Source organism: Marinomonas atlantica, assembly GCF_001639725.1.
Classification (GTDB): domain Bacteria; phylum Pseudomonadota; class Gammaproteobacteria; order Pseudomonadales; family Marinomonadaceae; genus Marinomonas; species Marinomonas atlantica.
In genome coordinates, this window is record NZ_LTAW01000006.1 from 14,564 (window position 1) to 38,759 (window position 24,196).

The window sequence follows — 24,196 nt, forward strand, 5'->3', positions numbered from 1 at the left end:
ATTGATTATTAAAGACTTGGCTTTCATAACACTAATGAATATCAATAAAATTGATTTAAACCTGCTTATCTACTTAGATGTATTACTAAGAGAGTGCAACGTCACACGCTCGGCTAATAAGCTAAATATTACCCAGCCAGCAATGAGCAATGGTCTGAAACGCTTACGCGACCTATTAGGCGATCCCTTACTTGTTCGCACCAGCGAAGGCATGAAGCCGACAGAAAAAGCCCTACGCTTACAACCAATTGTTCGAAAAGTGCTACTTGAACTGGAAGAAGCACTGCAACCCGAAGCAGATTTCAATGAGAAAACCTCAACTCGAGTCTTTCGCATTATGGCCAGCGATTATGCTGCCTCTACAGTCATTCCGCGACTTTTAACACGGCTTCGCGAAAATGCACCAGGCATAACCATTGATATTATGACCCCTAGTGATGTCACGTTTCATGATGTTGAAGCGGGGAAAATAGACATGGCGATCAACCGTTTTGAAGAACTCCCGCAGTCATTCCACGAAAAAAGTGTCTGGCTTGATACATTTGTGTGCATGATGGCTGCAGATAACCCGATTGCTAAAAACTTTACCCTTGAAACATATCTAGAAGCACAACATATTTGGGTCAGCAAAACTGGGTTTGGTGTCGGAGTAGGAATGGACCCTACCGATGTTCAGAAGCTAGGCTGGGTAGATGAAGCACTACAAAGACAAGGCCGTAAACGCACCATTCGAGTATTTACACGTAGTTATCATACCGCCATGCACTTAGCACTCGAGCAAGACCTAATTGCCACACTACCTCGTAAAGTGGCTTTAATTAACCGAAGCAACCCAAACCTTGTTATCTTGGAGCCTCCATTTGCGATTCCTCCTATTGAACTAAAAATGATTTGGAGTCCTCTGTTGCATCATGATGCCAGTCATATATGGTTCCGAAAGCAGGTCATAGAACTTGCCAATGAACTCAAATCACAGAGTTATAGTTAATATAAGTCCATGACTAGGGTTTTAGATAGGCATAAAAAAACGCGCTTTCACAGCGCGTTTTTTACGACACAACCCAAAAAGTAAAACTTATTCTTCTTCTTGAGGCGCAGCTTCTTTGATAAGTGTTTGAAGCTCACCATTTGCTGCCATTTCAACAACGATATCACAACCACCAACAAGCTCACCTTTCACCCACAACTGCGGGAAAGTCGGCCAGTTTGCAAACTTAGGTAGTTCAGCACGAATATCAGGATTCTCGAGAATATTAACAAACGCGAAGCGCTCACCACATGCCATTAATGCCTGCACCGTCTGTGCTGAAAAACCACACTGAGGCATACGAGGCGTACCTTTCATGTAAAGCAAAATTGGGTTGCCGTTTATTTGTTCTTGGATTTTTTCAATTGTAGTACTCACGATCGCTAACCTCACTTATCTGCCGCTATGATCTGCGGCTTTGTATATAGATGAATTTGCAGTGAAGTATGGGGATGTTTACTTTTTTTACAACCCTCTTTATAGCAAAAGCTTTGATAAATGCCCCTTTACTCCACGCGATCAGTGTATTAAATTGGCGGATTCCCTAATTATTGGTTGAATTTTGACAGGAGCAACGTCGTGTCGCCGAGACATTTTTTGACTCTAAAAGACTTATCGTCTGAAGAGCTAAAGCAACTACTTTCACGTGCTATTGAACTTAAAAAAATGCACCGTGAAGGTACGCAATACCAACCTTTAAAGAACAAGGTTTTAGCGATGATTTTTGAAAAATCATCGACGCGAACCCGAGTCTCTTTTGAAGCCGGTATGGCACAATTTGGCGGACATGCTTTGTTCTTATCGCCGCGAGATACCCAACTTGGCCGTGGTGAGCCAGTTGAAGACAGCGCACGCGTTATCTCAAGTATGGTCGATGCGATCATGATCCGTACTTTTGATCACGCTACAGTAGAAACCTTTGCTGCAAACTCTCGAGTCCCTGTGATCAATGCATTAACTGATGATTACCATCCCTGTCAGCTCCTAGCAGACATGCAGACTTACTTGGAGCATCGTGGCTCTATTGAAGGTAAGAAGGTTGTCTGGGTTGGTGATGGTAACAATATGTGCCACTCCTACATGAATGCCGCTGATTTGCTTGGCTTCCAGCTAGTCGTTGCATGCCCTAAAGGCTACGAACCAAATGAACAAATACTGACCGAAAATAAACACTGCGTCTCGGTGACAAATATTGTGCAAGATGCCGTACAAGACGCTGACTTAGTAGTAACAGACGTGTTTGCGTCAATGGGTCAAGAAGACGAACAAGAACAACGTATGCGTGATTTTGACGGCTTCCAAGTCAATCAAAAACTTATGGCCTTGGCTAAGTCAGATGCCCTGTTTATGCACTGCTTACCTGCCCACCGTGGCGAAGAAGTAACAACCGAGGTCATTGATCATCCTGACTCTGTTGTTTGGGATGAAGCAGAAAACCGCCTGCACGCTCAGAAAGCACTACTTGAATTTTTGATCCGTAACTAAGACAATCTCGTAAGGCTCGTGGTTAGAAAAATCTGACACGAGCCTTTTTTATACGTTACGAGCTGAATAAAACTCAAAAACTCGAGATTACTATGAGCATTATTGAAGTTAGGCATCTAAAAACTCTGACAGCACTAAGAGAAACCGGAAGCCTTGTAGAAGCGGCTGAGCGCGTACATCTAACACAGTCTGCCCTTTCTCACCAACTTAAAGACCTAGAAGAAAAGTTAGGCTGTCCCCTATTCATCCGTAAAACAAAACCTGTGCGATTCACTAGCGCTGGTTTGCGTTTATTGCAACTCGCAGATGATGTACTGTTAGCTTTTCGATCTGCACAACGAGACATTCAACGTTTCGCCGAAGGTGAAAGTGGACGTTTACACATCGCAATCGAGTGTCACAGCTGTTATGAATGGCTGATGCCCACAATAGACCATTTCCGTGAACATTGGCCAGATGTTGAATTAGATTTATCCACTGCCTTTAGCTTTATGCCTCTGCCTGCTTTGGCGCGCGGCGATCTTGATCTAGTGGTTACATCCGACCCTCAAGATCTACCCAATATTGAATACATTCCATTGTTTCAATACGAGTCTCAGGTGGCGTTGTCACGACACCACCCTCTAGCAAAGAAAGAGTTCTTAGTGCCTGAAGACTTTAAAAACGAAACCCTAATCACTTACCCTGTTGAGTCAGAGCGTCTAGATATTTTTAAACACTTCTTAACGCCTGCAGGTGTAGCGCCCGCAAAGATACGTCACAGCGAATTGACGTTAATGATGATGCAACTGGTGGCAAGTGGTCGTGGTGTATGCTGCTTACCCAATTGGGCTTTAACGGAGTACACAAACAGGCAATATGCGATCACAAAGTCTCTAGGGGAAGAAGGTGTTTGGTGTAAGTTGTATCTAGCGATTCGTAAGGATCAGCGTGAAAACGCTTACATGGATGATTTAATTACAACCGCATCTAAAACGTGTTTCAAAAATCTTCGCGGAATTTTGTCACCAGATCTTTAATCATCAACAACACTCAGCCAGCCCTAACTTAAACTATTTTGGTGCTGGCTTCGTGACCAAATCAGGCTGAATTTAGCTCCGCCCAACGTTTCCGACTCCTCAACTAACACTGCGCCACCATGCCAGAAAGCAATACGCTGAACGATTGCTAAGCCCAGACCATATCCGCCGGATGCACGAGTACGGGAATTATCCAATCGTTGAAACGGAATAAAAACTTTATCTCGATCTTCAGCAGGAATCCCTGGACCATCGTCTTCAATATCAACCTGCCAACGCTCGGTATCTTCTGTAAAAGTAATCGCTATACTTGAGTTTGCATATTTGGATGCATTTAAGATTAAGTTTTGTAACGCTCGATGCAGATGGTGTGTATCTGCATTGACGGTATCATCACCAATTACAGTCACTTTGACATCAAGCTTTTGTAGTAATGCTTGGTTGTGTTCAACAATGCCTTCAAGAATTTGCTTAATGCTGGTTTTTTCAAAATTCAGCGCTAGCGTACCTTCCTCGAGCTTGCCATACGTTAAGACCTCATCAACCAATGTATTAAGCTCTTCTACATCAAACTCTAGCGCGCTGATAGACTGCTCAAGCTGATCATCTACATCATCCTTTAATACCTCTAACCCAAAACGTAATCGTGCTATGGGGGTTCTGAGTTCATGAGATATAGCATTAATCATCTCGCGCTGAACTTTTAGTAATCGCTGAATATGTGTTGACATAGAGTCAAAAGAATACGCCAACTCTTTAAGCGTTCCAGAGCTATCAGCGACACCTTGAGGTAACGTACCGCGACCTCGTGCAATCTGTCGCATTACCGTCTCAAAGTGAGCCCTTTTACGATCCAGATGCAAAAACTCAATCCACACCATCACTAATAAAGCAGCAATAGATAAAATAACCAGCAACAACACAGCTAGATTTAACGGTATTGTTTCAGCTTCAGCAACTATAATGCGCCACTGGGAATCAACGTCTGGGGTCTGCCATAAAACACTATTTTCAGGGCCAGCCTCTAACTCGACGAATGTTGGCATCCAAATAGGTTCTGCAATTTTTTGCAGTCTAACACCTGAAAGACTTTTTAAAATGACTAATTTTTCGGATATTGAAAGAGAAGGGATCGCAAGAAAGTCACGAAGAATATACAGCACGGCGTGCGTACGAGAATCTTGTAAAACGCCAGTGACTAAAATGTTATTGTTGTCACTGAAAGTGGCTTCAACCAAATCATTTTGCGTAAAAGAAACCTCTAAATTTGAACCTATTCGAGGAGAGCTTTTTGATTGCCAAAAAAAGGCTGAACGCTCATTAATTTGCTCAATTGTTAGTAAACTTTGATTATACAGGCGTGAAGACAGTTCAGCATCTAGCAATAAGTAGTGCTCTTGTTGATGCTCATCATAGCGGTGTTCAAGCCATTCAATAACACCATAACAAAGAAGCGATATAATGATGCCCCCAATCAAAATATGTCGATAGAGACGCCACATATCGCTTCGCATAACGCTTACACCTCTTTAACGAATAGGTAGCCTTTACTACGTATCGTTTTAATCCTACGAGGGTGAATTGGGTCATCCCCAATTTTCGAGCGTATACGGGAAATACGTACATCAACAGATCGATCCTGACCATCGTATTCGATTCCACGAAGCTCACTGAAAATCTCTTCGCGACTCAAAATTCGACCTGAGTTACTAGCAAGAAGCCATAACAAATCAAACTCCGCACTCGTTAGCTCTATCTCTTCACCTTCTCGCCATGCTTCGCGTCGAGAATTGTCAATTACTAGACTGCCAAATTCTAAGGTTTGCTCAGCGTCAGAACTTCCCGCTGACAAATCGATGTCTTGGGTACTACGACGAAGTAACGATTGAACACGGGCTAACAAAACACGTGGTTTAGCAGGTTTTGAGACATAATCGTCTGCACCAATTTCTAAGCCGAGTATCTGATCAACATCATCACTGCGTGCTGTCAACATCAGGATCGGACCGTGGTAATCGTTGCGAACGCTACGACACACGGTAAAACCATCGGCACCAGGAAGCATCAAATCAAGAATGACCAAAGAAGGTTGTTCATCAATGATACGAGCGATGGCATTTCGACCATCTGGCTCTACTTCTACATTGAAGCCATTCTTTTGTAGATATTCTTGGGTAAGCGTAGCAAGGCGCTCATCGTCTTCAACAATCAAAATTGATTGGGGTTCATTCGCGCTCATAGTCTATCCTCGTCCATTTGATATTTAATAAAGCCTTCTATATCAATCTACTAAAAGATCACGAATTTGTCTAACACGTTCACGATTAACATTTAGGTCATCATAGCCAACCCGTGAAGCTGATCGTATGTGCATAACACTATCTGCTTCAGGAAAATACACTTCAAGGTCATCTTTGAAACCAAAGAAATCACTAGAGACTTCAAAATGTGAATAACCTAGACGACTCTCAATCAAACGCGCACGGCCACCTTCCAACAGCGATTGTTCAATCGTAAGCTGCGCATCTTTGACATTTGAACGGTAAATAATTGGCTCAACAAAATGTTGAGCATCATCAACTGAAGCTTGAGAAGAAACACAATTCGGCATGTCTGGGCATGGCGCTAACAGTCCGTCATTAACCCCCAAGTTTTCGGGCACGCCATTGTTCATGTCTACATAAACAAAAAATCCGATTAGCATTGCAATGACAACGACTAAAATCCATCGCACCATGCTCATAACATCCTACCTTCTTTTATCTAAACGACCGCTGCCCTGGGCGACGCGGTTTAAATTCTGGCTGTTTTTTCTCTGACGCTTGCCAATCAAAGCCTTTTTCGCGAGCTTTGGCTTTAGCAACGCTACCCGTTACACGAGATCCACTTTGGCGACGGCGGTCATGTTTCTCTTGCTGACTCTTAAGACCTGTCAGCTTATGCTCTAAACCAACGATTTCGCATAGTGCACTAACATCGGTTTCATCCATTTCTACCCAGCGCCCAACTTTTGCTTTCGAGGGTAAAAAAACAGGCCCAAAACGAACGCGCTTCAAGCGGTTTACCTTAACACCTTGTGATTCCCATAGACGGCGAACTTCACGGTTACGACCTTCCATTAAACAAACATAGAACCAATGGTTAATGCCTTCACCGCCGCCATCTACGACGTCGGTAAACTGAGCGATACCATCTTCAAGCAAGACCCCCTTTTTAAGGTTGGAGATATGCTCCTCCGTTACCGTACCCATCACTCGAACCAAATACTCACGATCGACTTCGGTCGATGGGTGCATCAAGCGATTGGCCAATTCCCCATCTGTCGTGAACAACAACAAACCAGAGGTATTGATGTCTAAACGGCCTACGGCAATCCAACGGCTACCACGTAACTTCGGAAGCCGATCGAAAACAGTTGGGCGACCTTCAGGGTCTTTACGTGTACATACTTCACCTTCAGGCTTGTTGTAAATAATGACACGGCGATCAACATCACTTGACGCGCTGGTCTTTACTTCAAAGCCATTCAGCTCAATAGTATCAGTAGGGCGAACACGGTCACCGAGTTTTGCAACAGTACCATTGACAGTCACTCGACCTTCGCGAATACGGTTTTCCATTTCACGACGAGATCCTGTACCTGCCCTCGCCAACACTTTCTGTAATTTTTCGTCCATTACGACCTCTTTCGGGAATGCTTCGCAGCAACCCTTTTATGTTGAATTCTTAAATGCGCCAAGGCTTTTAGTGCTTGACAAACGCTACTTGCATTATAGTCACATCAAGTCTCAGTTGATAGCATGCAAACAACTGTTTTTACTCAAATGGCGTAGGGTCACCAGCACCGACTCGAAGCACTTCAACAGCCTCGGTAATCATCGCAATGACCGTGGTTGGCTGCATACCGCAGAAGCCGCCGTCAATCACTAGGTCTAACTGATGTTGTAGCGTGTCACGAATATCATAAGGATCCATCATAGGATCCGTTTCACCAGGAAGAATCAAGGATGCACTCATTATCGGCTCACCCAATTCTTCTAATAAAGCCTGAACGATTTTATTGTCTGGTACACGTATACCAATCGTTTTACGTTTCGGATGCATTAATCGACGAGGCACTTCTGACGTCGCGTTAAAAATAAACGTATAAGGACCCGGCGTATGGTGCTTTAGCAGTCGGTATAACGAATTATCAAAACGCGCGTAGGTCGATATTTCAGATAAATCTCGACAAACCAACGTGAAATTATGCTTATCGTCTAAACGGCGAATTGTACGAATTTTCTCTAATGCGGCTTTATCACCAATATGGCAACCTAGGGAATAGCCGCAATCGGTTGGATAGGCAATCACACCACCGTCACGAATAACTTGCGCGGCCTGTTTAACTAAGCGCGCCTGAGGGTTTTCTGGGTGAATCTGAAAAAATTGACTCAAGATACTTTCTCCATTTCTCCTCTTGTAGAGGCTTACTCATCAAAACAGGGTAAAACTTGGTAAGCCTACCACTGATACCAAAGGGGGGTTACTTCTTGCTCATGTACTTGAGTATAGCGCCCAACTTGAGTCCATGGGCCAAAAGGGCCATGAAAATCACTGCCGACCGATGCTTTAAACTCAAACTCACGCGAGAGCCGCTCTAAAAAACGAACATAATCGGGGCGTTCATTACCGGATGCAATTTCAATGCTTGTGCCCCCAAAGGCTTTAAAATCTTTCATAACGGCCTTAAGCTTCGTGACCGTCAAGGGGTATCGCTTGGGATGAGCAAGTACTAGCTCACACTCCGTTTCAGCTAAATCAGGAATAATGTCTTCTAGCTGGGGCCACACATCACGAATTTGACCGAGTTTTTTATTGCCCAAATAATGGTCAAACGCTTTGTTCATGTCTTTTACTAACCCTTCTCGCACCATCACTTTGGCAAAGTGAGGGCGGCCTAGCTGACTTTCGCCAGCCTCTTCAACCGCTTTCTCAAACAGGTCCGGCAACCCTTTTTTACGAAGCAAATCGGCTATCTGTCGACCACGCTCTAACCTGACTTTTTGATTGCGCAACGTCCAAGCTGCGATGCGCTCACATTGCTCATCAAAACCAAGCGCCACCATATGCAACGGAATTTTTTTCCACGACACAGATAATTCACAGCCATTAATTAATCTCATGCCCACTGAATCTGCGACCTGTCGTGCCTCAACTAAACCAGCAATGGTGTCATGATCTGTTAAAGCGAGCATTTCTACATTTTCTTGATGGGCTAAATTGACGAGCTCCGTCGGGGTCAGCTTGCCATCCGAGGCAGTAGAATGAGTATGTAAGTCTACTCGTTGATAGGCTTGATCAGACATTAAAGGGGTATTCTTTCCGACAGTTGCTAGGTATTATCGTTCGAGCATACATAAACTGGCTTGACTATGAAATTACTATTCGACTTTTTACCGATTCTTGTATTTTTCTTGGTATACAAATCGACCGACGACATTATCCTCGCGACCGCAGTACTGATACCAGCAACACTTATTCAAGTAGGCTTTACTTGGTTTAAGAACAGACAAATAGAAAAGATGCATATCATTTCTTTAGTGCTTGTCGTGTTATTAGGCGGTGCTACAGTGCTACTGGGTGATGGCGACTTTATTAAATGGAAGCCAACTATTGTCAACTGGCTCTTTGCAATCGCATTTTTCGGAAGCCAATTTATTGGTCAACGAAACATCATTGAACGCATGATGGGCGATAAAATTGAGCTGCCTCACAAAACGTGGCGTACATTAAACCTAGCATGGGTTGGCTTTTTCATCCTATCTGGCTCGGTCAACTTGTACGTTGCCTTTAACTTCAGTGAAGACTTCTGGGTAGACTTCAAACTGTTCGGTCTGCTTGGAATGACTATCGTTTTTATTATTCTGCAGGGAATCTACTTGTCTTCCCATTTACAAAATAAGGAATAACCGCATGCTTTATTCTATTGTTGGACACGACGTTGATAACAGTCTTGAAAGCCGCCTATCGGCTCGCCCGGCGCATTTAGAGCGATTACAAGTGCTTCGAGATCAAGGCCGTTTGGTACTTGCCGGACCCAATCCAGCGATTGACTCCAGTGACCCAGGTAATGCTGGCTTCACGGGCAGTGTCGTAATCGCTCAGTTCGAGTCGCTAGAAGAAGCGACAACTTGGGCTGATGCTGACCCTTATGTTGCCGCAGGCGTGTACGCGAACGTTGACGTAAAACCGTTTAAACAAGTTTTCTAGAAACGAAATTAATCCCCCAAAGCGGCTTTAGCCGCTTTTTTTATATCTTCCATCGTCACTGATCTATGTCGATTCCTTCACATCCGAGTGTCCTAAATCGCGCTCAGGATCAATCACATCACGCATGCGCTGCTTTAACACCTTGGCTTCTGGAAACCCATCTTCGGTTTTACGGCACCATATCTCTTCGCCATTGACTCGCACCTTGAAAATACCGCCTTGTGTTGGAATCAAGGTCACACTTTTAATATCATCGTCAAATGTCATCAGTAATTCTTGCGATAGCCAAGCAGCGCGTAACATCCAACGACATAGCGTACAATATTCAATTTCAACCACTGCAGTTCTCATGTTTAGCCCTCTAAACTCAATTTCATCTTGGCGTACCGATACGAACCCCCTAGTATTATGGGCAAATTGCTTATAAGGAAGACTTCCATGAAAAAAAGTTTATTCGCTGGCTTACTCTTAACCACCCTAAGCCTACCTAGCTTCGCTACCGAAGTGGATATCCAAACCAATCTTGGCACCATCCGCGTCGACCTGAAAGAACAGGAAGCTCCGCAAACTGTGAAAAACTTTTTACGCTATGTCGATGAAGGCTTTTACGAAGGTCTGATTTTTCATCGCGTCATCAAAGGCTTTATGGTACAAGGCGGAGGCTTTGATAAAGACCTAGATCGTCAAAAAACACATCGCGCAATCGCCTACGAAGGTGATAACGACTTATACAATTACCGTGGCACACTTGCCATGGCTCGTACCAATGACCCAAACAGTGCAACATCTCAATTTTTTATTAACCTTGTTGATAATGAATTCTTAAATCATGGTGCTCAAGGCCGCGCAGGCTACGCTGTATTTGGTGATGTCATTTCTGGCTTAGACGTGGTCGATGACATTGCTAAAGTACCAACGCGTACGGTTGGACCTTATCAGAACGTTCCCACCACGCCTGTCACTATCGAGAAAATTACGCGTGTTAACTAGTTATCGACTTGAACTGCCTGCGCTCAACTTCGGCGACGATGGCGTACCTCGCTCTAGCACATTTGATGATGTCTATTTCGACAAGGATGCAGGAATTGAAGAAACACGTTACGTGTTTCTTCAGCACAACCATATCGCCTCGCGCTGTCAACAATTGCAAGAACACCAATGTTTTACCATTGCCGAAACAGGGTTTGGTACTGGGCTTAACTTTTTGTGTGCTTGGCAACAGTTCTTGGAGTCAAGCGATGACGGATGGCTACACTTTGTCTCGGTTGAAAAGTTTCCTTTAGATAAAGACAAGCTTGCCCAATCACTGGTTATGTGGCCAAGCTTAAATCATCTTGCTGAGCGACTTTGCGAACGTTATCCAACGCTTTGTTATGGCCTTCATGTTGTTGAATTCCCTGAATACAGAACGACCTTAACACTTTGGTTTGGTGAAGCCAGTGCTGGCTTCCAAGCGCTTAATGGTCGTGTTGATGCTTGGTTTCTAGACGGATTTGCACCCAGCAAAAATCCAGAGATGTGGAGTGAAGAACTGTTTCAAAATATCCAGCGTTTAAGCCACACAGGGACAACGTTTGCAACGTTTACAGCAGCGGGTATTGTCCGCCGCGGGCTTAAATCCCATGGTTTTGATGTTCAAAAGGTCAAAGGGTTTGGCCACAAACGTGAAATGATGGTCGGCACGTTTGAATCAGAACAAGGACCTTCCTCCGCATTAGGCAAACCTTGGTTTAATGTCCGCCACTCAACGCCTCTTTCAAAGGTATTAGTCATTGGCTCTGGGATAGCGGGTGCCACAACCGCCTCTACGCTTGCCTATAAAGGCATAGAAGTGGATGTTTGGGAACAAGACAGCGAGATCGCTAACGGCGGCTCAGGTAATGAGCAAGGTATGCTATACCCCAAGCTAAGTGCGTCGGATAAGCCTTTAAATCGTTTCTATTTAAGTGCGTATTTATTTGCTCAACGTTTTTATCAACAACAAAAAACAACTGAACCCGCTTGGCAACAGTGTGGTTTACTACAATTGCCTAAAGACGCAACCGAACACGTCAAATTCGAAAAGATTTTAGCAGACAAACTTTATCCTAAATGCGTGTTAGCAAACCATCCCGAAGGACTGCATTTACCGTTATCTGGCTGGGTTCGCCCTAAAGTGATGTGCGAACACCTGTTGACACATGACAAGATAAACGTGTCACTTAACAAACCATTGACGAAACTTGAGCGCATCAAAAATGGTTTTATAGCAAGCAGCGAAGAAGAGCAAACACTCTATTCCCACGTCGTATTTTGTACAGCGAATCATTTAGAAGTCTTAACTGATTGGCAATCTTGGCCAACCAAACCGATTCGAGGCCAAGTAACACAATTGGCAGTGGAAGTCTTATCAGACGATGACCGTACTCGGGCTGATCAATTGCAACATGTATTGTGTGCGGATGGTTATGTTTCCCCTGAGCTGGGCGGCCATTTAAATTTTGGCGCTACCTATGATTTAGGCAGTGAGAATACTGAAGTCTCTGAAAAAAGCCATCAGGAAAATTTACAAAAATTACAGGCACTCCTATCAATTGATGTACAGAAAATCCCTTTAGAGGAGTGCTCTGGCAGGGTTGGTATGCGCTGTACGGTAACGGACTACACTCCGATTGTTGGGCCAGTCAGTTCACATCAAAGCCTAATTGAGCATTACGCTCCTCTTAGAAAGAATGCGAAATGGCAAACAGACACTGAATCCGAAGCAATCCCTGGCTTATATATCAATACTGGACATGGTTCACGAGGTCTTGTCAGTGCACCATTGTGTGCTCAGTACCTAAGCAGTTTGATTGCTAATGAAATGGCGCCACTTGAGCAAAGTATTATTGAAGCGTTGCACCCCAATCGTTTTTCTATAAGGCAATTAAAAAGAGGAGAAGCTTAGGCTCCTCCTCTTTTACGATCAGATTTCAAATAAGTTACAGGCATTTGGAATTAAATCGTCTAAATTACGATATGTTTTTGGTCGCAAAACAATCGACCCCATTAAGGGATGAAGGTCTCTTAACTTATCACTTAACTGTCCTACGCCAGGGTTGATTGGCTCATAGGGATAGATATGATCTTGGATACTCAACTTGTGTAGTTCATCAAGCTCGTCCTGAAGCATGGATTTCATAGCGAAAAACAAATCCTTGCTGTTTATATCATTTGTTTCCCAATATGCATCAGACAAAGCGCTATTTAGTTCGTAAAATATATGTAACGCATCAGATACGGTTTTTTGACTCATAGTGTCTCCATAAAACGAGCATTCTGTTTACATTCACCCTTGTATTGGTAGATGCTACCCCCATAACCACACTCTAGCCACGAAAAAATGCAGGTAAATTGATTTTGAGTACTACAATCCAATCAGACGTGACATCTGACAACTTGTGGCCATCGTTACAAGCTGAAGCTGAAAAACTAGCACAAGATGAACCTATTTTGGCAAGTTATTTTAATACAACCATACTTCGTCATGATTCTCTTAGTTCTGCTTTAAGTTTTTTACTAGCCAGCAAGCTTGATAGTATTTCCATTCCCGCAATGGTTTTGCGAGAGGTTTTTGAAGAAGCAATGTCCGACAACCATTCAAACATTGTCGACTGTATTAAGCAGGATATATTATCCATAAAAGAACGTGATGCAGCCTGCGACTGCTTGACGACGCCGTTGCTTTTCTTCAAAGGTTTCCATGCACTGCAAACCTACCGCGTTGCTAACTGGCTCTGGAAGCAAGGTCGCGAAAGCTTAGCGCTGTACCTTCAAGGGCAAATGTCCATGGTGTTTGGGGTTGATATACACCCTGCTGCACGTATTGGCTGTGGCGTCATGCTAGACCACGCATCAGGTTTAGTGGTCGGTGAAACCTGTGTGATTGAGGATAATGTCTCGATTCTACAATCTGTTACCTTAGGTGGTACCGGTAAAGAAACCGGTGACCGTCACCCGAAAATCCGCTCAGGCGTATTAATCGGTGCGGGTGCCAAAATTCTAGGCAACATCGAAGTGGGCGAAGGCGCAAAAGTAGGTGCCAACAGCGTGGTCTTAGACCAAGTAGAACCACATACGACTGTGGCTGGCGTCCCTGCGAAAGTGGTTGGTCGCAATAAAGAGAAAGAACCTTCCCGCGAAATGGATCACACCATCGGTGGCTGTATCAAAGAATAGCGTTTGGTTGCCAAGCTCGCTAGACATTGAAAAAGGGCTTAAATAGCCCTTTTTCAATGTCTGATCTTATTAACTGAACTAATAGCGTTGCTGCACAGCCTGTTTCGACACCAACTGTATCGTTTCGCTTTCCGTATCAAACAGCAATACCGCTTCACCACTTTTTAATGAGCGAAGCGCTTGTTCGCGTTTCTGTTCGGTTGATAAATCATATTCTCCATAGTCTGTGCCATCACGGGAAACAATGTCGTTGAGCACATTATTTAGAGTGTCAGAATCTAAAGAATCAAACGGGATCAACGTATCCATTATACCGCCCCTAACGTTATCAACATTTCATGTAAGGCTTCTTCATCCATTACAGGCACCTCAAGCGACTGCGCCTTAGTCAGTTTAGAGCCAGCTTTTTCGCCAGCCACCAAACAATCAGTCTTACCCGACACAGAGCCACTGACTTTCGCACCTAACTTAATCAGCATGTCTTTGACTTGGTCCCGCGAATAACGCGTTAAAGTTCCGGTGACAACGTAGATTTTACCTTCTAAAGGCTGCTCGCCAACCTCATCAGCGTCTTCTGATTGCCATGTAATGCCTTGCTCTAATAGCCCTTGTACTGTTGCAACGTTGTCTTCCTGATCAAAGAACATGCGAATGTGCTGAGCAACAATTGGTCCAACGTCTTCCACTTCAATCAAGTTTTCTTCCGTTGCCGTCATCAGTTTTTCAAGAGTTCCGAAATACTGTGTGACGGTGCGTGCCGTTGCTTCACCTACTTCGCGAATACCAAGGGAATAGACAAAGCGATTGAACAAGGTTTGTTTTGAAGCTTCGATGGCATCAAGTAGCTTCTCAACCGACTTGTCCCCCATACGCTCCATAGCTAATAGACGCGCAGGCTTATCTTTGAGCAAATAGATATCTACGGGCGTTGCCACCAACTTTGCTTCGACCAACTGTTCAATCAGCTTATCACCCAGACCGTCTATATCCATGGCCTTACGCGATACGAAGTGCTTTAGACGCTCCTTCAACTGAGCACCACACACTAAGCCGCCGGTACAGCGCTGAACAGCCTCACCTTCAACACGCTCAATATCTGACTCACATACCGGGCATTGGGTTGGGAACTGAATCTCTTGCGCATCATCAGGACGACGCTCTTCAATCACTTGCACGACTTGTGGGATAACATCACCAGCACGACGAATGACCACCCAATCATTCACCTTAACACCTAGACGGTCCATCTCATCTTGATTATGCAGTGTTGCATTAGACACCGTAACACCGCCTACAAAAGTAGGCTGTAAGCGCGCGACTGGCGTAATGGCGCCCGTTCGACCGACTTGAAAATCAACGCCTAAGATCTGTGTCACTTCTTCTTGAGCAGGAAACTTACGTGCAATCGCCCAACGCGGTGCCCGCGCAACAAACCCAAGCTGTTTTTGTTGCGCAATGCTGTCGACCTTATAGACAATCCCATCGATATCATAACTTAGGCCATCACGTTGCTCTGAAAGCTGAGCAAAGTAATCCAAGCAACCTTGAACACCCTCTACGCGAGACATTAAATCGTTCACTTTAAAGCCCCACTCCGATAACTGTAGCAGCCCGTCGTAATGACTGTCTGGCTGCGACCAGCCTTCCGCATAACCAATACTGTACGCGCAGAGCACCAAAGGCCGCGCAGCTGTCACTTTAGGATCTAGCTGACGTAAGCTACCAGCCGCCGCATTACGCGGATTAACAAACGCCTTCTCGCCTTTTTCAGCCGCTATTTGATTGAGCTTTTCAAAACCAGCTTTCGGCATGTAAATCTCACCACGAACCTCAAGTACAGGTGGCGGTGTTTCAGTCCGCAGTTTTAAAGGTACTGAATAGATCGTTTTAATATTCGAGGTGATATCTTCGCCCGTCAAGCCATCGCCACGGGTAAGGCCGCGTACCAAATGCCCATCTTCATAACGTAAACTGATGGCCAATCCGTCTAATTTAGGTTCACAGCAATAAGTAATCGATGCTTTGCCCGACAGCTTCTGAATACGCTCATCAAAGTCCACCATACTGTCATTATCAAAGGCATTATCCAGCGATAACATAGGCACAGTATGAAGGACGGAAGAGAAACCATTATCAGGCTTTTCACCAACTCTCTGAGTGGGTGAATCGGGTTGTATCCATTCTGGATGTTTCACTTCAATTTTCTGTAACTCCCGATAGCAGCGATCATATTCTGCATCCGGTACTAATGGTTCATCCTTTACATGATAAGCGTAGCTATAGTCATTTAGTTGATTGGTCAACGCTTTTAGGTTTTCTAAGGTAAAGGCTTGATGGTCGCTCATAGTGTTCTCAAACAGGTACTGATAGAAAGAATAAAGGCCCCTATAGGGGCCTTATGAAAATAGATGGGCTAAGAGTTACGTATTTTCTTAGTCAACTGCCTGCGCTCAAAATCTTTGATACGCTGGCGACAATGAGCAATGGTTTGATCGCTCATAGGTTCGCGACGCTCGTCACGTAACTCTCCTCCTAGGTTTCGCACTAGGGTTTGTGCCGTTTCCAACATAAAGTCGTAGGCTTTCATGCTGTTCTTCGGCCCAGGTAGGCCCATGAAGAAACTCACGCCTGGGCAATCGGTTTCACCCATAGTATCCAGATCAAACGTGCCAGGCTCGATGGCATTGGCCATAGAAAACTGAATTTTACCTTTATCAAAACCTTCTTCGTGACGATGGAAAATATCCATGTCTCCGTAACGCATACCACAATTTAGAACCAGCTGAAGCAGCTCCATACCAGCAAACGGTTCATCTTCTGGAGAAAAGACATTAATCACGATGACTTCTTCGATTTCCGCTTCTTCATCGTCGTCTTCAACTGACTCAGACATTGGCGAAAGGTGAGACGATTGATCTAAATTGACGCTTGAATAATCACGCTCAAGATCAACCTCAACATCATCGTCTAGCTCAGAGTACGGCTCGTGGTTATCCTCCAGATCAACACCTGTCTCAGTATACGGGACACTACCTCGTAGATCATCATAGCCATCATAAAGTACATTGCCGTAATCATGTTCTCTATTGATTTCTTGATTTGGCTGCTCATCAAATCGGTTCGGAACTAACGAAGCCAACTCATCTAACTCGAATTGGTCATTTCGATCCAATTCAGGCCCTGCATCCACTTTATGAGGCAAATCCGTTAACGGACTGCGAGCTGTTTTTCGAGCATTCTCGAAGGCATTCATTACTGGGTCGGTGTGTTCCTCTTGATGGCCAACAGGACGGGCGCCACCATTAGGAAGCTCACGACGCAATAATGCTTCTTTTTTACGTTCTTCAGGGTCATCATAATGTGAGTCATCAAACGTACTTACCGCTTGGGATTTGCGGTAGCGACGATATCCATCAACCAATATGCCGATGATAATGATGACACCAATTACGATTAGCCACTCACGCAAGCTAAAATCCATTATAAAAAATCCGCTTCAGATCAATACATTTGCCCATATTATCAGCCTAAGCGAAGAGGAGTTCAATTATAAGGATACATTGACCTTAAAAATCTTACTGCTATTGCTTGGTAAGGACGATAAATAACCAACTTTTTGTCCCTGAGTGAGATCTTGAGCATCATTTCGAGAACGTTTTACCACAACATCCACTTGCTCAACCTCAGACAGTGTTTTACCTGGCATCAAATTATCAATATTTGTCAGCACTATTGGTGCACTAAATTGTGTTGCGGTAATGCGTTGAATCGCAACCGGCATGGGTTGATTCGCCAATTTTGCATACACCAAGAAGACATCGTTTTCTGACAAAGTGCCTTTATCCAACACCAACTGTAACTGTAACCGATGAGTGATCAGCGCAGGAACTTGCTCCTCACTAATTCCGCCTTGTTTACGTGCCGCTGCAATTCCAGAAAATAAATCGAAACGTTCTTGACGGTCTTGTCCCAAGCGAATAGCTTTTTGCCAGACCAAAATAGCGTTTTTATATTCACCGGCATCAAAATCTACAATACCTTGCAGACCAAGAGCTTTAACGTTGTCAGGATCTTTAGCCAAAACGCTTTCTACCTGATAGCGCATTTCTGAAGACACCGTATTGTTGTTAGCATAAAACATGGCTTGCGCCAGCTCTACTTTAACATTAATACGCTCCTCAGAATCTGGGGCTAATTTTTTTAATACCTGACGGTATGACGCAATGGCTTCTATGTAATTTTGCGCCAGCACTTGTTCACTGGCTAAATAATACCAATCTTCTGCTCGGTCGTAGCGTGCCACTCGATAGTTTAAAAATTCTGAAATGTCTTTTTCATCCGCACTACTGTCTATCATTTTTTGCGTAAATGCCACATCCGGCGCAAAACCTAGATGATGATATAAAGCCACCGAGCCAACTAACACGACCGCCACCATGGCGGCTAACAAAGTACGAGCTAAACGCGTTTTTGTATGTAACGTTAGATTGCCATGATTATTTATATAATTGGCTTCACTAACAATATCGTCATGCAGTTGCTCAGCCTCACTGTCCGTTAACCGTCCAGCATTACGCTCTTCTTCTACTTCGCTTTTACGAATCGCTAGAAACGTTTGCCCTGCATCTTCATTCGAAAATGCTCCACGATGACGCAAAATGAAGCGCACGAAATACAATAAACTCACTACGGTCAGAGAGACCATCACCAACCATGCCATCATCATGACTCACTATCCTTTTTCGATTGATGCCGTTTGTTTCTGACAATCACCAAAACAAAGATCAATGTACCAATGACCACTAAAGCAAATGGCCCATACCACAATAAAGCAGTACTCGCGTTATGTACTGGACGATACAAAACAAACTCGCCGTAACGCGCTACCATGTAGTCAATAATCTGCTCATTAGACTGACCATCATTGATCATTTTGTAGACTTGATTACGCAAATCGATGGCGATGCCAGCATTAGAATCTTCCAAATTCTGATTCTGACATTTTGGGCAACGCAACTCTTCTATCAATATACGATAACGTTGCTGCTGTTCAGGCGCGTCAAATGCTAAAACGTCATTTGCAATGGACGTACTGCTCCAAGTAGCCAATACTACCAGCAAGGATGCTAGGCAACGTCCAATCATTACATGTATTCCTTTAGGGTCTGCCAAACCTCTTCATTAACGACACCTTGATGGCGATAGAGAATTTTACCCGTCGCGCTGACAACGAACGTTTCAGGCGCGCCTGTAATCCCCATGTCGACGCCAAACTTACCCATTTCATCCAATAGAACCAATGAATATGGGTTGCCACGTTCGACAAGCCACTGCTTTGCTGCAGGTGTTTCATCTTTATAATCAATACCCACAATATTTACGCCTTGCTCTGCAAGCTCACCTAGATAGGCATGTTCAGCACTGCATGAAGGACACCAAGTAGCCCAAAAATTCAGTAAGTAAGGTTCATCCGGCATTGCCTCATTGGAAACCACTGAATCAGAAGCCATATCGACGAGTTTAAACTCTGGCATAGGTTGACCAACTAATGCAGAAGGCATGTACTCAGTGTCTTTGCCCAATTGCTGATAAAACACTACACCTAAAGCAATAAAGGCAATAAGAGGAATAAAGAACAATAATTTTTTCATGTTAAGCTCCTGTTTTGCGACGATAACGCTTATCCCAAGCAGCCAATAAACCACCTGCCATCATTAAAATACCGCCCAGCCAAATCCAACGTACAAAGGATTTAATATAAATTCGAACGCCCCAAGCACCATTGTCTAAAGGCTCACCTAGAGATATGTAAAGATCGCGGGTAAAACCTGGATTCAACGCAGCCTCTGTCATCATTTGACGACGAGCTTGGTATAAGCGTTTCTGCGGTAGCATTTGCGCCACAGATTGCCCGTCTTGGTACACATTAATTACAGCGGTATCCGCTGTATAGTTGGGTCCTTCGACATGCCGCGTCCCCAAAAATTCAAATTCATAATCACCCACCATAACCCGCTCACCGGGAGCCATACGTACAACTGCTTCGGTACTGTTCAAACTCACAAAGATCACGCCAACTAAGCTCACAGCGACCCCAAGGTGTGCTAACTGCATCCCGTAATAATGTCGCGGCAACTTGCGGGCACGAGTCCAGATCGATTGACGCTTAGATAACACTTTATCCAACCAATCGCGAACACACATAAAGAATAGCCACAATGCAATCGCAAAACTTAGCCACATGTACCAGTCAAAACTATGGAACGTAAACACAAAGGCTGATAAGGACACGGCTAAAACAGCAGGAAGAGCCGATGCACGCCACAATAACGCACCTTTCGTATTATGCCACTTAGACAATGGCGCTATACCCATAAATACAATAAGCAGCAAGGCTATAGGACTAAACACCGCATTAAAATACGGCGCGCCTACCGATATTTTACCTAAATTTAAGGCATCGAATATCAACGGGTACAAGGTGCCAAGCAACACTGTCAGTGTCAGTATTGTCAATAGAATATTATTAATCAGTAACCATGACTCTCGCCCAGTTAAGCCAAAACTAACCTGAGATTTCACCTGCGAAGCGCGCAACGCGTACAGTAATAAGCTGCTGCCAATAATAAGCACCAACAAAGCTAAAATGAATACACCACGAGTCGGATCGGCGGCAAACGCATGCACCGACGTTAGCACACCAGAACGAACCAGAAATGTACCGAGCAAAGACAAACTAAACGTAAAGATCGCCAGTAATACCGTCCAGCTTTTGAAAACCCCTCGCTTTTCCGCCACCGCTAAAGAATGGATCAACGCGGTACCCGCTAGCCAAGGCATAAGCGACGCATTTTCAACCGGATCCCAAAACCACCAACCGCCCCAACCTAATTCGTAGTATGCCCACCAGCTTCCTAAAGCAATACCAAGGGTTAAAAATGCCCAAGAAACATTGGTCCACGGTCGTGCCCAACGTGCCCATGAGGCGTTTAAATTACCCGTAATCAAAGCTGCAATAGCAAACGCAAACGCCACTGAGAAACCTACATAACCCATATACAACATGGGTGGATGAACAATTAAACCTATGTCTTGCAGCAGAGGGTTAAGGTCAACACCATCAGCCGGCGTATCAGGTAACAAACGAATAAAGGGCGAGGAAGTAAACAGAATAAACGCCAGAAACCCCGTTGCTACAATGCCTAAAACACTCAGAACCACAGGACCTGTGCTGTTTGGTAACGAGTCACTTTTATACGCTAAGGTGGCCGCCCAGATGCATAGAATTGTAATCCATAGTAACAACGACCCTTCATGCCCTCCCCAAACGGCACTGATTTTGTACCAAATTGGTAATAAGCTATTAGAATGCTGGCTGACATACAGAATAGAAAAGTCATCTTGCGCAAACGCAATGGCTAAAATAACAAAGCTGGTGCATGTCAGTGTTGCCATCAAATACGTCAAAGGCTTTGCTGTGACCAGTAAAATAGCGTTTCTCTGAAGGTAACCAACCATTGGCAGTACCGCCAATGCCAAAGCAAACATCATTGCGAGGATCAAAGCATAATGCCCGATCTCTGGAAGCATCATCATGTCAATTTCCTATTGCGCCTTGGATTGTTCTAGAGCCGCCGACACTTCTGGTGGCATATACTCTTCATCATGCTTTGCAAGCACTTCACTGGCGATCAACACACCACGCTCATCAAGCTTACCTTGTGCCACAATGCCCTGCCCTTCTCGAAACAAATCGGGCAGAATGCCCTTGTATTCAATGCGCAGTGAGTGTTTGTAATCTGTTACGCGAAACGCAACGTTCAAGCTATCGGAAGCGCGTTCAACACTGTTCTCTACGACCATACCACCTGCCCGCAACGTGACACCTTGTGGCGCTTCCCCTGCTTCAACCTGAGTCGGTGAATAAAACAGGTTTATATTTTGCGACAGGGCATACATCACCAACCCAATAGCCGTCGCTAACACAACTAAAATAACACTGATGGTCACTATGCGTTTCTTTCGAACTGGATGCATTTAACGGCTCTGCTCCCTCTGGTAACGTTTTTTTAACTGCTTTTTCAACAGCTTATTGTGATGGCGAGTTGAGAAAAATAACCCAACTAACGCCAAGGCACTAATGCCATAGGTAGACCATACGTAAAGCCCATGGGTTCCCATTTGTAAAAATGCTGAAATGGACTCAAATGCCATGTTCCAATACCTCTTTTTTCACCCAATTGGCTTTACGCTCGCGCATTAACACTTCGGTCTGCATACGCCACATCGAAACACCTGCCGCAAACAAATACAGACCTATCGCAGAGAACAACAATGGCAACCACATTTCCATCGGCATAGAGGGTTTCTCAGTCAGCTTAAACGTAGCGGGCTGATGAAGGGTATTCCACCATTCCACTGAATACTTAATAATTGGCAAATTAATCACCCCAACGAGGCTTACAACTGCCACAGCTTTATCGGCAAACACTTGATCGTCTAATGCGTTTTGAATCGCCATAACGCCCATGTAAAGTAAAAACAGTACGAGAACAGACGTAAGACGCGCATCCCATACCCACCATGTTCCCCAAGTTGGTTTGCCCCAAATTGCCCCTGACACCAATGCAATCAGCGCCATAATGGCGCCGACAGGCGCAACAGATTTGATAAACACAGGCGCTAACTTCATTTGCCACACCAATGAGACAAAGCCTGCGATGCCCATCGCTAGATAGCAGCTTTGTGCCAAAACAGCGACAGGAACATGAATATAAATAATGCGAAAACTATTGCCCTGCTGGTAATCCTGCGGCGCAAAGCCTAGTCCCCAAACAACGCCAACTAACAATAATGCCAGTCCCACATAGACACATCGGCCACCCCAGTTGCTGGCCCACTGGTAAAACCATTTTGGTGAGCCAAGTTTATGAAACCATGTCCAATTCATTAATTTACACTCGCTCTAATTGAAACCGCCGCCATAATTGGCGACAAAGCCAAAGCGACTAACGATATTGCCCCTAAAATAGCTAGCTGACCGCTGTAAGCCATTTCCATTTGTGCTGCGCGTACCGCACCAGTCGCAAAAACAATCACGGGGATGTATAAAGGTAAGATCAACAACAGCATCAACACAGCGCCACGGCGAAGAGAAACTGTCAACGCGGCACCAATTGATCCAATGAAAAAGAGCGCTGGCGTGCCAAGCAGAATCGACCACATCACCACACCGAGTGCTGAGGCAGGAAGAAACAACATCTGAGCCAATAAAGGTAACACCAACAATAGCGGCACCACGACCATGACCCACTGAGCAAATACCTTTAAAAACACCAAAATAGAAATCGATAAACCGCTCGCCAGCCATTGCTCTAAAGAGCCGTCGTTATAGTCTTCTTTGTACATTCCTTCTACCGCCATCAGAATGGCTAAAGCCGTCGCACACCAAATAATGCCGCCAGCCGCAGGTGAAAGAAATTCAGAGCTAGGGTCAACACCTAAAGGAAACAACGTAATGACCATGACAAAAAACAACAGCGCATTAAGCGTATCTTGTTTTCTACGCAATAAGGACAGCCACTCTGATTTAAAGTAGGAACGATAATTCATACCGATAACTCAATAACCTTAGGAGATAGGTGCAATAACGGTTGATGGGTAGTGATCACCACAGCCCCTCCTTCTGATAAATGCGCTGCCATTTTTTCTTCTAATACAGAAACCCCTTTAACATCGAGGGCCGTAAATGGTTCGTCCAAAAACCACAAGGATTTATCTGTTAGCCAAAGGCGAGCTAAGGCAATCCGACGCTTTTGGCCTGCCGATAGCTGTGCAGCAGGGATGTCAGCAAACGCAAAAAGTTGAACCTCTTCGAGGGCTTGTTCAAGTTGTCGATCGCTTTTATCAGGGCAGTACAACTTTAAATTTTCCAATGCCGTAAATACATTTTTTATGCCTGGCGTATGACCGAGGTACAATTGATCCTGAAGCAACATATCACGATGCTGTGTGACATCTTCGCCGTTATAAATTAATTCACCGTCTTCAATTGGCACCCAGCCTAAAATGGCTTTCATCAAAGAGCTTTTGCCAGCGCCATTTTCACCTGCAATTCTAATCAAATCACCACTTTGCACTGAGAACGATAATTCACAGCATAAATCTCGTTCACCACGCTCGATTGACAGGTTCTTTATGTCTAATTTCACTGTTT

General features: G+C 44.5%; 29 protein-coding genes. 8 read left to right on the forward strand and 21 right to left on the reverse strand.

What is annotated here, in order from left to right; genetic code table 11:
* Window positions 1–34: 34 nt before the first annotated feature.
* Window positions 35–988, forward strand: a complete 954-nt coding sequence (locus tag AYW75_RS11745) for a LysR family transcriptional regulator (protein WP_067099660.1) — start codon at window positions 35–37, stop codon at window positions 986–988.
* Between the two features lie 87 nt (window positions 989–1,075).
* Here the strand turns inward: AYW75_RS11745 and grxD are convergent, their stop codons facing one another.
* A complete protein-coding gene (grxD, locus tag AYW75_RS11750) occupies window positions 1,076–1,405 on the reverse strand; it encodes a Grx4 family monothiol glutaredoxin (protein ID WP_067099662.1) in 330 nt (109 codons plus the stop codon).
* 201 nt (window positions 1,406–1,606) lie between these two features.
* Here grxD and argF point away from each other — a divergent pair, with 201 nt between their 5' ends.
* Together argF and AYW75_RS11760 are read left to right on the forward strand one after the other, a co-directional pair.
* Window positions 1,607–2,512 carry an ornithine carbamoyltransferase gene (gene argF, locus AYW75_RS11755; RefSeq protein ID WP_067099664.1) on the forward strand — a complete coding sequence of 302 codons (906 nt, stop codon included), beginning with the start codon at window positions 1,607–1,609 and terminating at the stop codon, window positions 2,510–2,512.
* A 92-nt stretch (window positions 2,513–2,604) separates the two neighbouring features.
* Window positions 2,605–3,531 carry a LysR family transcriptional regulator gene (locus AYW75_RS11760; protein WP_269447786.1) on the forward strand — a complete coding sequence of 309 codons (927 nt, stop codon included), beginning with the start codon at window positions 2,605–2,607 and terminating at the stop codon, window positions 3,529–3,531.
* A 23-nt stretch (window positions 3,532–3,554) separates the two neighbouring features.
* Here AYW75_RS11760 and AYW75_RS11765 read toward each other — a convergent pair whose 3' ends face one another.
* The 6 genes from AYW75_RS11765 to AYW75_RS11790 form a co-directional block, all read right to left on the reverse strand.
* Window positions 3,555–5,045, reverse strand: a complete 1,491-nt coding sequence (locus tag AYW75_RS11765) for an ATP-binding protein (protein ID WP_067099666.1) — start codon at window positions 5,043–5,045, stop codon at window positions 3,555–3,557.
* Between the two features lie 5 nt (window positions 5,046–5,050).
* Window positions 5,051–5,770 carry a response regulator gene (locus AYW75_RS11770; RefSeq protein ID WP_067099668.1) on the reverse strand — a complete coding sequence of 240 codons (720 nt, stop codon included), beginning with the start codon at window positions 5,768–5,770 and terminating at the stop codon, window positions 5,051–5,053.
* A gap of 42 nt (window positions 5,771–5,812) precedes the next feature.
* Window positions 5,813–6,274, reverse strand: coding sequence for a DUF1499 domain-containing protein (locus AYW75_RS11775; protein ID WP_082856503.1), 462 nt, complete (start codon window positions 6,272–6,274; stop codon window positions 5,813–5,815).
* A 16-nt stretch (window positions 6,275–6,290) separates the two neighbouring features.
* Entirely contained in the window at window positions 6,291–7,208 is a 918-nt protein-coding gene (gene rluB / locus AYW75_RS11780) for a 23S rRNA pseudouridine(2605) synthase RluB (protein ID WP_067099672.1), read from the reverse strand.
* A 139-nt stretch (window positions 7,209–7,347) separates the two neighbouring features.
* A complete protein-coding gene (locus AYW75_RS11785) occupies window positions 7,348–7,968 on the reverse strand; it encodes an L-threonylcarbamoyladenylate synthase (RefSeq protein WP_067099674.1) in 621 nt (206 codons plus the stop codon).
* A gap of 65 nt (window positions 7,969–8,033) precedes the next feature.
* Window positions 8,034–8,879 (reverse strand): PHP domain-containing protein, encoded by an 846-nt coding sequence (locus AYW75_RS11790; protein ID WP_067099677.1) that lies wholly within the window; start codon window positions 8,877–8,879, stop codon window positions 8,034–8,036.
* A gap of 66 nt (window positions 8,880–8,945) precedes the next feature.
* On the opposite strand from AYW75_RS11790, the gene AYW75_RS11795 reads away from it, so the two are divergent.
* Window positions 8,946–9,482, forward strand: a complete 537-nt coding sequence (locus AYW75_RS11795) for a septation protein A (RefSeq protein ID WP_067099679.1) — start codon at window positions 8,946–8,948, stop codon at window positions 9,480–9,482.
* Window positions 9,483–9,486: 4 nt separating this feature from the next.
* Window positions 9,487–9,783 (forward strand): YciI family protein, encoded by a 297-nt coding sequence (locus tag AYW75_RS11800; protein ID WP_067099681.1) that lies wholly within the window; start codon window positions 9,487–9,489, stop codon window positions 9,781–9,783.
* Between the two features lie 63 nt (window positions 9,784–9,846).
* Here the strand turns inward: AYW75_RS11800 and AYW75_RS11805 are convergent, their stop codons facing one another.
* The gene (locus AYW75_RS11805; protein WP_067099683.1) at window positions 9,847–10,134 is read right to left on the reverse strand and encodes a SelT/SelW/SelH family protein; all 288 of its coding nucleotides are present in this window, start codon (window positions 10,132–10,134) and stop codon (window positions 9,847–9,849) included.
* Window positions 10,135–10,221: 87 nt separating this feature from the next.
* Here AYW75_RS11805 and AYW75_RS11810 point away from each other — a divergent pair, with 87 nt between their 5' ends.
* Both AYW75_RS11810 and mnmC read left to right on the forward strand, forming a co-directional pair.
* The gene (locus AYW75_RS11810; protein ID WP_067099685.1) at window positions 10,222–10,773 is read left to right on the forward strand and encodes a peptidylprolyl isomerase; all 552 of its coding nucleotides are present in this window, start codon (window positions 10,222–10,224) and stop codon (window positions 10,771–10,773) included.
* Window positions 10,763–12,709, forward strand: a complete 1,947-nt coding sequence (gene mnmC / locus AYW75_RS11815) for a bifunctional tRNA (5-methylaminomethyl-2-thiouridine)(34)-methyltransferase MnmD/FAD-dependent 5-carboxymethylaminomethyl-2-thiouridine(34) oxidoreductase MnmC (RefSeq protein ID WP_067099687.1) — start codon at window positions 10,763–10,765, stop codon at window positions 12,707–12,709. Before AYW75_RS11810 ends, mnmC begins: the two co-directional genes overlap by 11 nt.
* An 18-nt stretch (window positions 12,710–12,727) precedes the next feature.
* Here the strand turns inward: mnmC and AYW75_RS11820 are convergent, their stop codons facing one another.
* Window positions 12,728–13,057, reverse strand: coding sequence for a hypothetical protein (locus AYW75_RS11820; protein ID WP_067030694.1), 330 nt, complete (start codon window positions 13,055–13,057; stop codon window positions 12,728–12,730).
* 116 nt (window positions 13,058–13,173) lie between these two features.
* On the opposite strand from AYW75_RS11820, the gene cysE reads away from it, so the two are divergent.
* Entirely contained in the window at window positions 13,174–13,980 is an 807-nt protein-coding gene (gene cysE, locus AYW75_RS11825) for a serine O-acetyltransferase (RefSeq protein ID WP_139084472.1), read from the forward strand.
* Between the two features lie 78 nt (window positions 13,981–14,058).
* Here the strand turns inward: cysE and AYW75_RS11830 are convergent, their stop codons facing one another.
* The 12 genes from AYW75_RS11830 to ccmA all read right to left on the reverse strand — a co-directional run bounded on the left by AYW75_RS11830 (window position 14,059) and on the right by ccmA (window position 24,191).
* Window positions 14,059–14,289 (reverse strand): YheU family protein, encoded by a 231-nt coding sequence (locus tag AYW75_RS11830; protein ID WP_067099689.1) that lies wholly within the window; start codon window positions 14,287–14,289, stop codon window positions 14,059–14,061.
* Window positions 14,289–16,325 (reverse strand): NAD-dependent DNA ligase LigA, encoded by a 2,037-nt coding sequence (gene ligA / locus AYW75_RS11835; RefSeq protein ID WP_067099691.1) that lies wholly within the window; start codon window positions 16,323–16,325, stop codon window positions 14,289–14,291. The genes AYW75_RS11830 and ligA overlap by 1 nt, the downstream gene beginning before the upstream one ends.
* Before the next feature lie 68 nt (window positions 16,326–16,393).
* Window positions 16,394–17,461: a cell division protein ZipA gene (gene zipA / locus AYW75_RS11840; RefSeq protein WP_067099693.1), complete on the reverse strand. Its 1,068-nt coding sequence runs from the start codon at window positions 17,459–17,461 to the stop codon at window positions 16,394–16,396.
* 66 nt (window positions 17,462–17,527) lie between these two features.
* Entirely contained in the window at window positions 17,528–18,706 is a 1,179-nt protein-coding gene (ccmI, locus tag AYW75_RS11845) for a c-type cytochrome biogenesis protein CcmI (RefSeq protein WP_082856504.1), read from the reverse strand.
* The gene (locus tag AYW75_RS11850) at window positions 18,703–19,125 is read right to left on the reverse strand and encodes a cytochrome c-type biogenesis protein (protein WP_067099695.1); all 423 of its coding nucleotides are present in this window, start codon (window positions 19,123–19,125) and stop codon (window positions 18,703–18,705) included. The genes ccmI and AYW75_RS11850 overlap by 4 nt, the downstream gene beginning before the upstream one ends.
* Complete coding sequence (locus tag AYW75_RS11855; protein WP_067099696.1) at window positions 19,125–19,631, reverse strand: DsbE family thiol:disulfide interchange protein; 507 nt, start codon at window positions 19,629–19,631, stop codon at window positions 19,125–19,127. The genes AYW75_RS11850 and AYW75_RS11855 overlap by 1 nt, the downstream gene beginning before the upstream one ends.
* Window position 19,632: 1 nt before the next feature.
* Window positions 19,633–21,570: a heme lyase CcmF/NrfE family subunit gene (locus AYW75_RS11860; RefSeq protein ID WP_067100136.1), complete on the reverse strand. Its 1,938-nt coding sequence runs from the start codon at window positions 21,568–21,570 to the stop codon at window positions 19,633–19,635.
* A 15-nt stretch (window positions 21,571–21,585) separates the two neighbouring features.
* A complete protein-coding gene (ccmE, locus tag AYW75_RS11865) occupies window positions 21,586–22,017 on the reverse strand; it encodes a cytochrome c maturation protein CcmE (RefSeq protein ID WP_067099698.1) in 432 nt (143 codons plus the stop codon).
* The gene (gene ccmD, locus AYW75_RS11870; protein ID WP_067099700.1) at window positions 22,018–22,194 is read right to left on the reverse strand and encodes a heme exporter protein CcmD; all 177 of its coding nucleotides are present in this window, start codon (window positions 22,192–22,194) and stop codon (window positions 22,018–22,020) included.
* Window positions 22,184–22,930 (reverse strand): heme ABC transporter permease, encoded by a 747-nt coding sequence (locus AYW75_RS11875; protein ID WP_067099702.1) that lies wholly within the window; start codon window positions 22,928–22,930, stop codon window positions 22,184–22,186. Before AYW75_RS11875 ends, ccmD begins: the two co-directional genes overlap by 11 nt.
* Complete coding sequence (gene ccmB / locus AYW75_RS11880) at window positions 22,930–23,592, reverse strand: heme exporter protein CcmB (RefSeq protein ID WP_067099704.1); 663 nt, start codon at window positions 23,590–23,592, stop codon at window positions 22,930–22,932. Before ccmB ends, AYW75_RS11875 begins: the two co-directional genes overlap by 1 nt.
* Complete coding sequence (gene ccmA, locus AYW75_RS11885) at window positions 23,589–24,191, reverse strand: cytochrome c biogenesis heme-transporting ATPase CcmA (RefSeq protein ID WP_231886200.1); 603 nt, start codon at window positions 24,189–24,191, stop codon at window positions 23,589–23,591. The genes ccmB and ccmA overlap by 4 nt, the downstream gene beginning before the upstream one ends.
* Between the last annotated feature and the right edge of the window lie 5 nt (window positions 24,192–24,196).

Excerpts from the sequence above, each read along its gene's own strand:
- AYW75_RS11855 (WP_067099696.1), bottom strand. The coding sequence starts at position 19,631 with ATGAAAAAATTATTGTTCTTTATTCCTCTTATTGCCTTTATTGCTTTA.
- ccmB (WP_067099704.1), bottom strand. The coding sequence starts at position 23,592 with ATGAATTATCGTTCCTACTTTAAATCAGAGTGGCTGTCCTTATTGCGT.
- AYW75_RS11765 (WP_067099666.1), bottom strand. The coding sequence starts at position 5,045 with ATGCGAAGCGATATGTGGCGTCTCTATCGACATATTTTGATTGGGGGC.
- ccmE (WP_067099698.1), bottom strand. The coding sequence starts at position 22,017 with ATGCATCCAGTTCGAAAGAAACGCATAGTGACCATCAGTGTTATTTTA.
- AYW75_RS11805 (WP_067099683.1), bottom strand. The coding sequence starts at position 10,134 with ATGAGAACTGCAGTGGTTGAAATTGAATATTGTACGCTATGTCGTTGG.
- AYW75_RS11860 (WP_067100136.1), bottom strand. The coding sequence starts at position 21,570 with ATGCTTCCAGAGATCGGGCATTATGCTTTGATCCTCGCAATGATGTTT.
- ligA (WP_067099691.1), bottom strand. The coding sequence starts at position 16,325 with ATGAGCGACCATCAAGCCTTTACCTTAGAAAACCTAAAAGCGTTGACC.
- zipA (WP_067099693.1), bottom strand. The coding sequence starts at position 17,461 with ATGGATTTTAGCTTGCGTGAGTGGCTAATCGTAATTGGTGTCATCATT.
- AYW75_RS11800 (WP_067099681.1), top strand. The coding sequence starts at position 9,487 with ATGCTTTATTCTATTGTTGGACACGACGTTGATAACAGTCTTGAAAGC.
- AYW75_RS11760 (WP_269447786.1), top strand. The coding sequence starts at position 2,605 with ATGAGCATTATTGAAGTTAGGCATCTAAAAACTCTGACAGCACTAAGA.
- AYW75_RS11850 (WP_067099695.1), bottom strand. The coding sequence starts at position 19,125 with ATGATTGGACGTTGCCTAGCATCCTTGCTGGTAGTATTGGCTACTTGG.
- ccmD (WP_067099700.1), bottom strand. The coding sequence starts at position 22,194 with ATGGCATTTGAGTCCATTTCAGCATTTTTACAAATGGGAACCCATGGG.
- AYW75_RS11810 (WP_067099685.1), top strand. The coding sequence starts at position 10,222 with ATGAAAAAAAGTTTATTCGCTGGCTTACTCTTAACCACCCTAAGCCTA.
- AYW75_RS11820 (WP_067030694.1), bottom strand. The coding sequence starts at position 13,057 with ATGAGTCAAAAAACCGTATCTGATGCGTTACATATATTTTACGAACTA.
- rluB (WP_067099672.1), bottom strand. The coding sequence starts at position 7,208 with ATGGACGAAAAATTACAGAAAGTGTTGGCGAGGGCAGGTACAGGATCT.
- AYW75_RS11795 (WP_067099679.1), top strand. The coding sequence starts at position 8,946 with ATGAAATTACTATTCGACTTTTTACCGATTCTTGTATTTTTCTTGGTA.
- AYW75_RS11775 (WP_082856503.1), bottom strand. The coding sequence starts at position 6,274 with ATGAGCATGGTGCGATGGATTTTAGTCGTTGTCATTGCAATGCTAATC.
- AYW75_RS11770 (WP_067099668.1), bottom strand. The coding sequence starts at position 5,770 with ATGAGCGCGAATGAACCCCAATCAATTTTGATTGTTGAAGACGATGAG.
- AYW75_RS11790 (WP_067099677.1), bottom strand. The coding sequence starts at position 8,879 with ATGTCTGATCAAGCCTATCAACGAGTAGACTTACATACTCATTCTACT.
- AYW75_RS11875 (WP_067099702.1), bottom strand. The coding sequence starts at position 22,930 with ATGAATTGGACATGGTTTCATAAACTTGGCTCACCAAAATGGTTTTAC.
- ccmI (WP_082856504.1), bottom strand. The coding sequence starts at position 18,706 with ATGATGATGGCATGGTTGGTGATGGTCTCTCTGACCGTAGTGAGTTTA.
- AYW75_RS11745 (WP_067099660.1), top strand. The coding sequence starts at position 35 with ATGAATATCAATAAAATTGATTTAAACCTGCTTATCTACTTAGATGTA.
- AYW75_RS11830 (WP_067099689.1), bottom strand. The coding sequence starts at position 14,289 with ATGGATACGTTGATCCCGTTTGATTCTTTAGATTCTGACACTCTAAAT.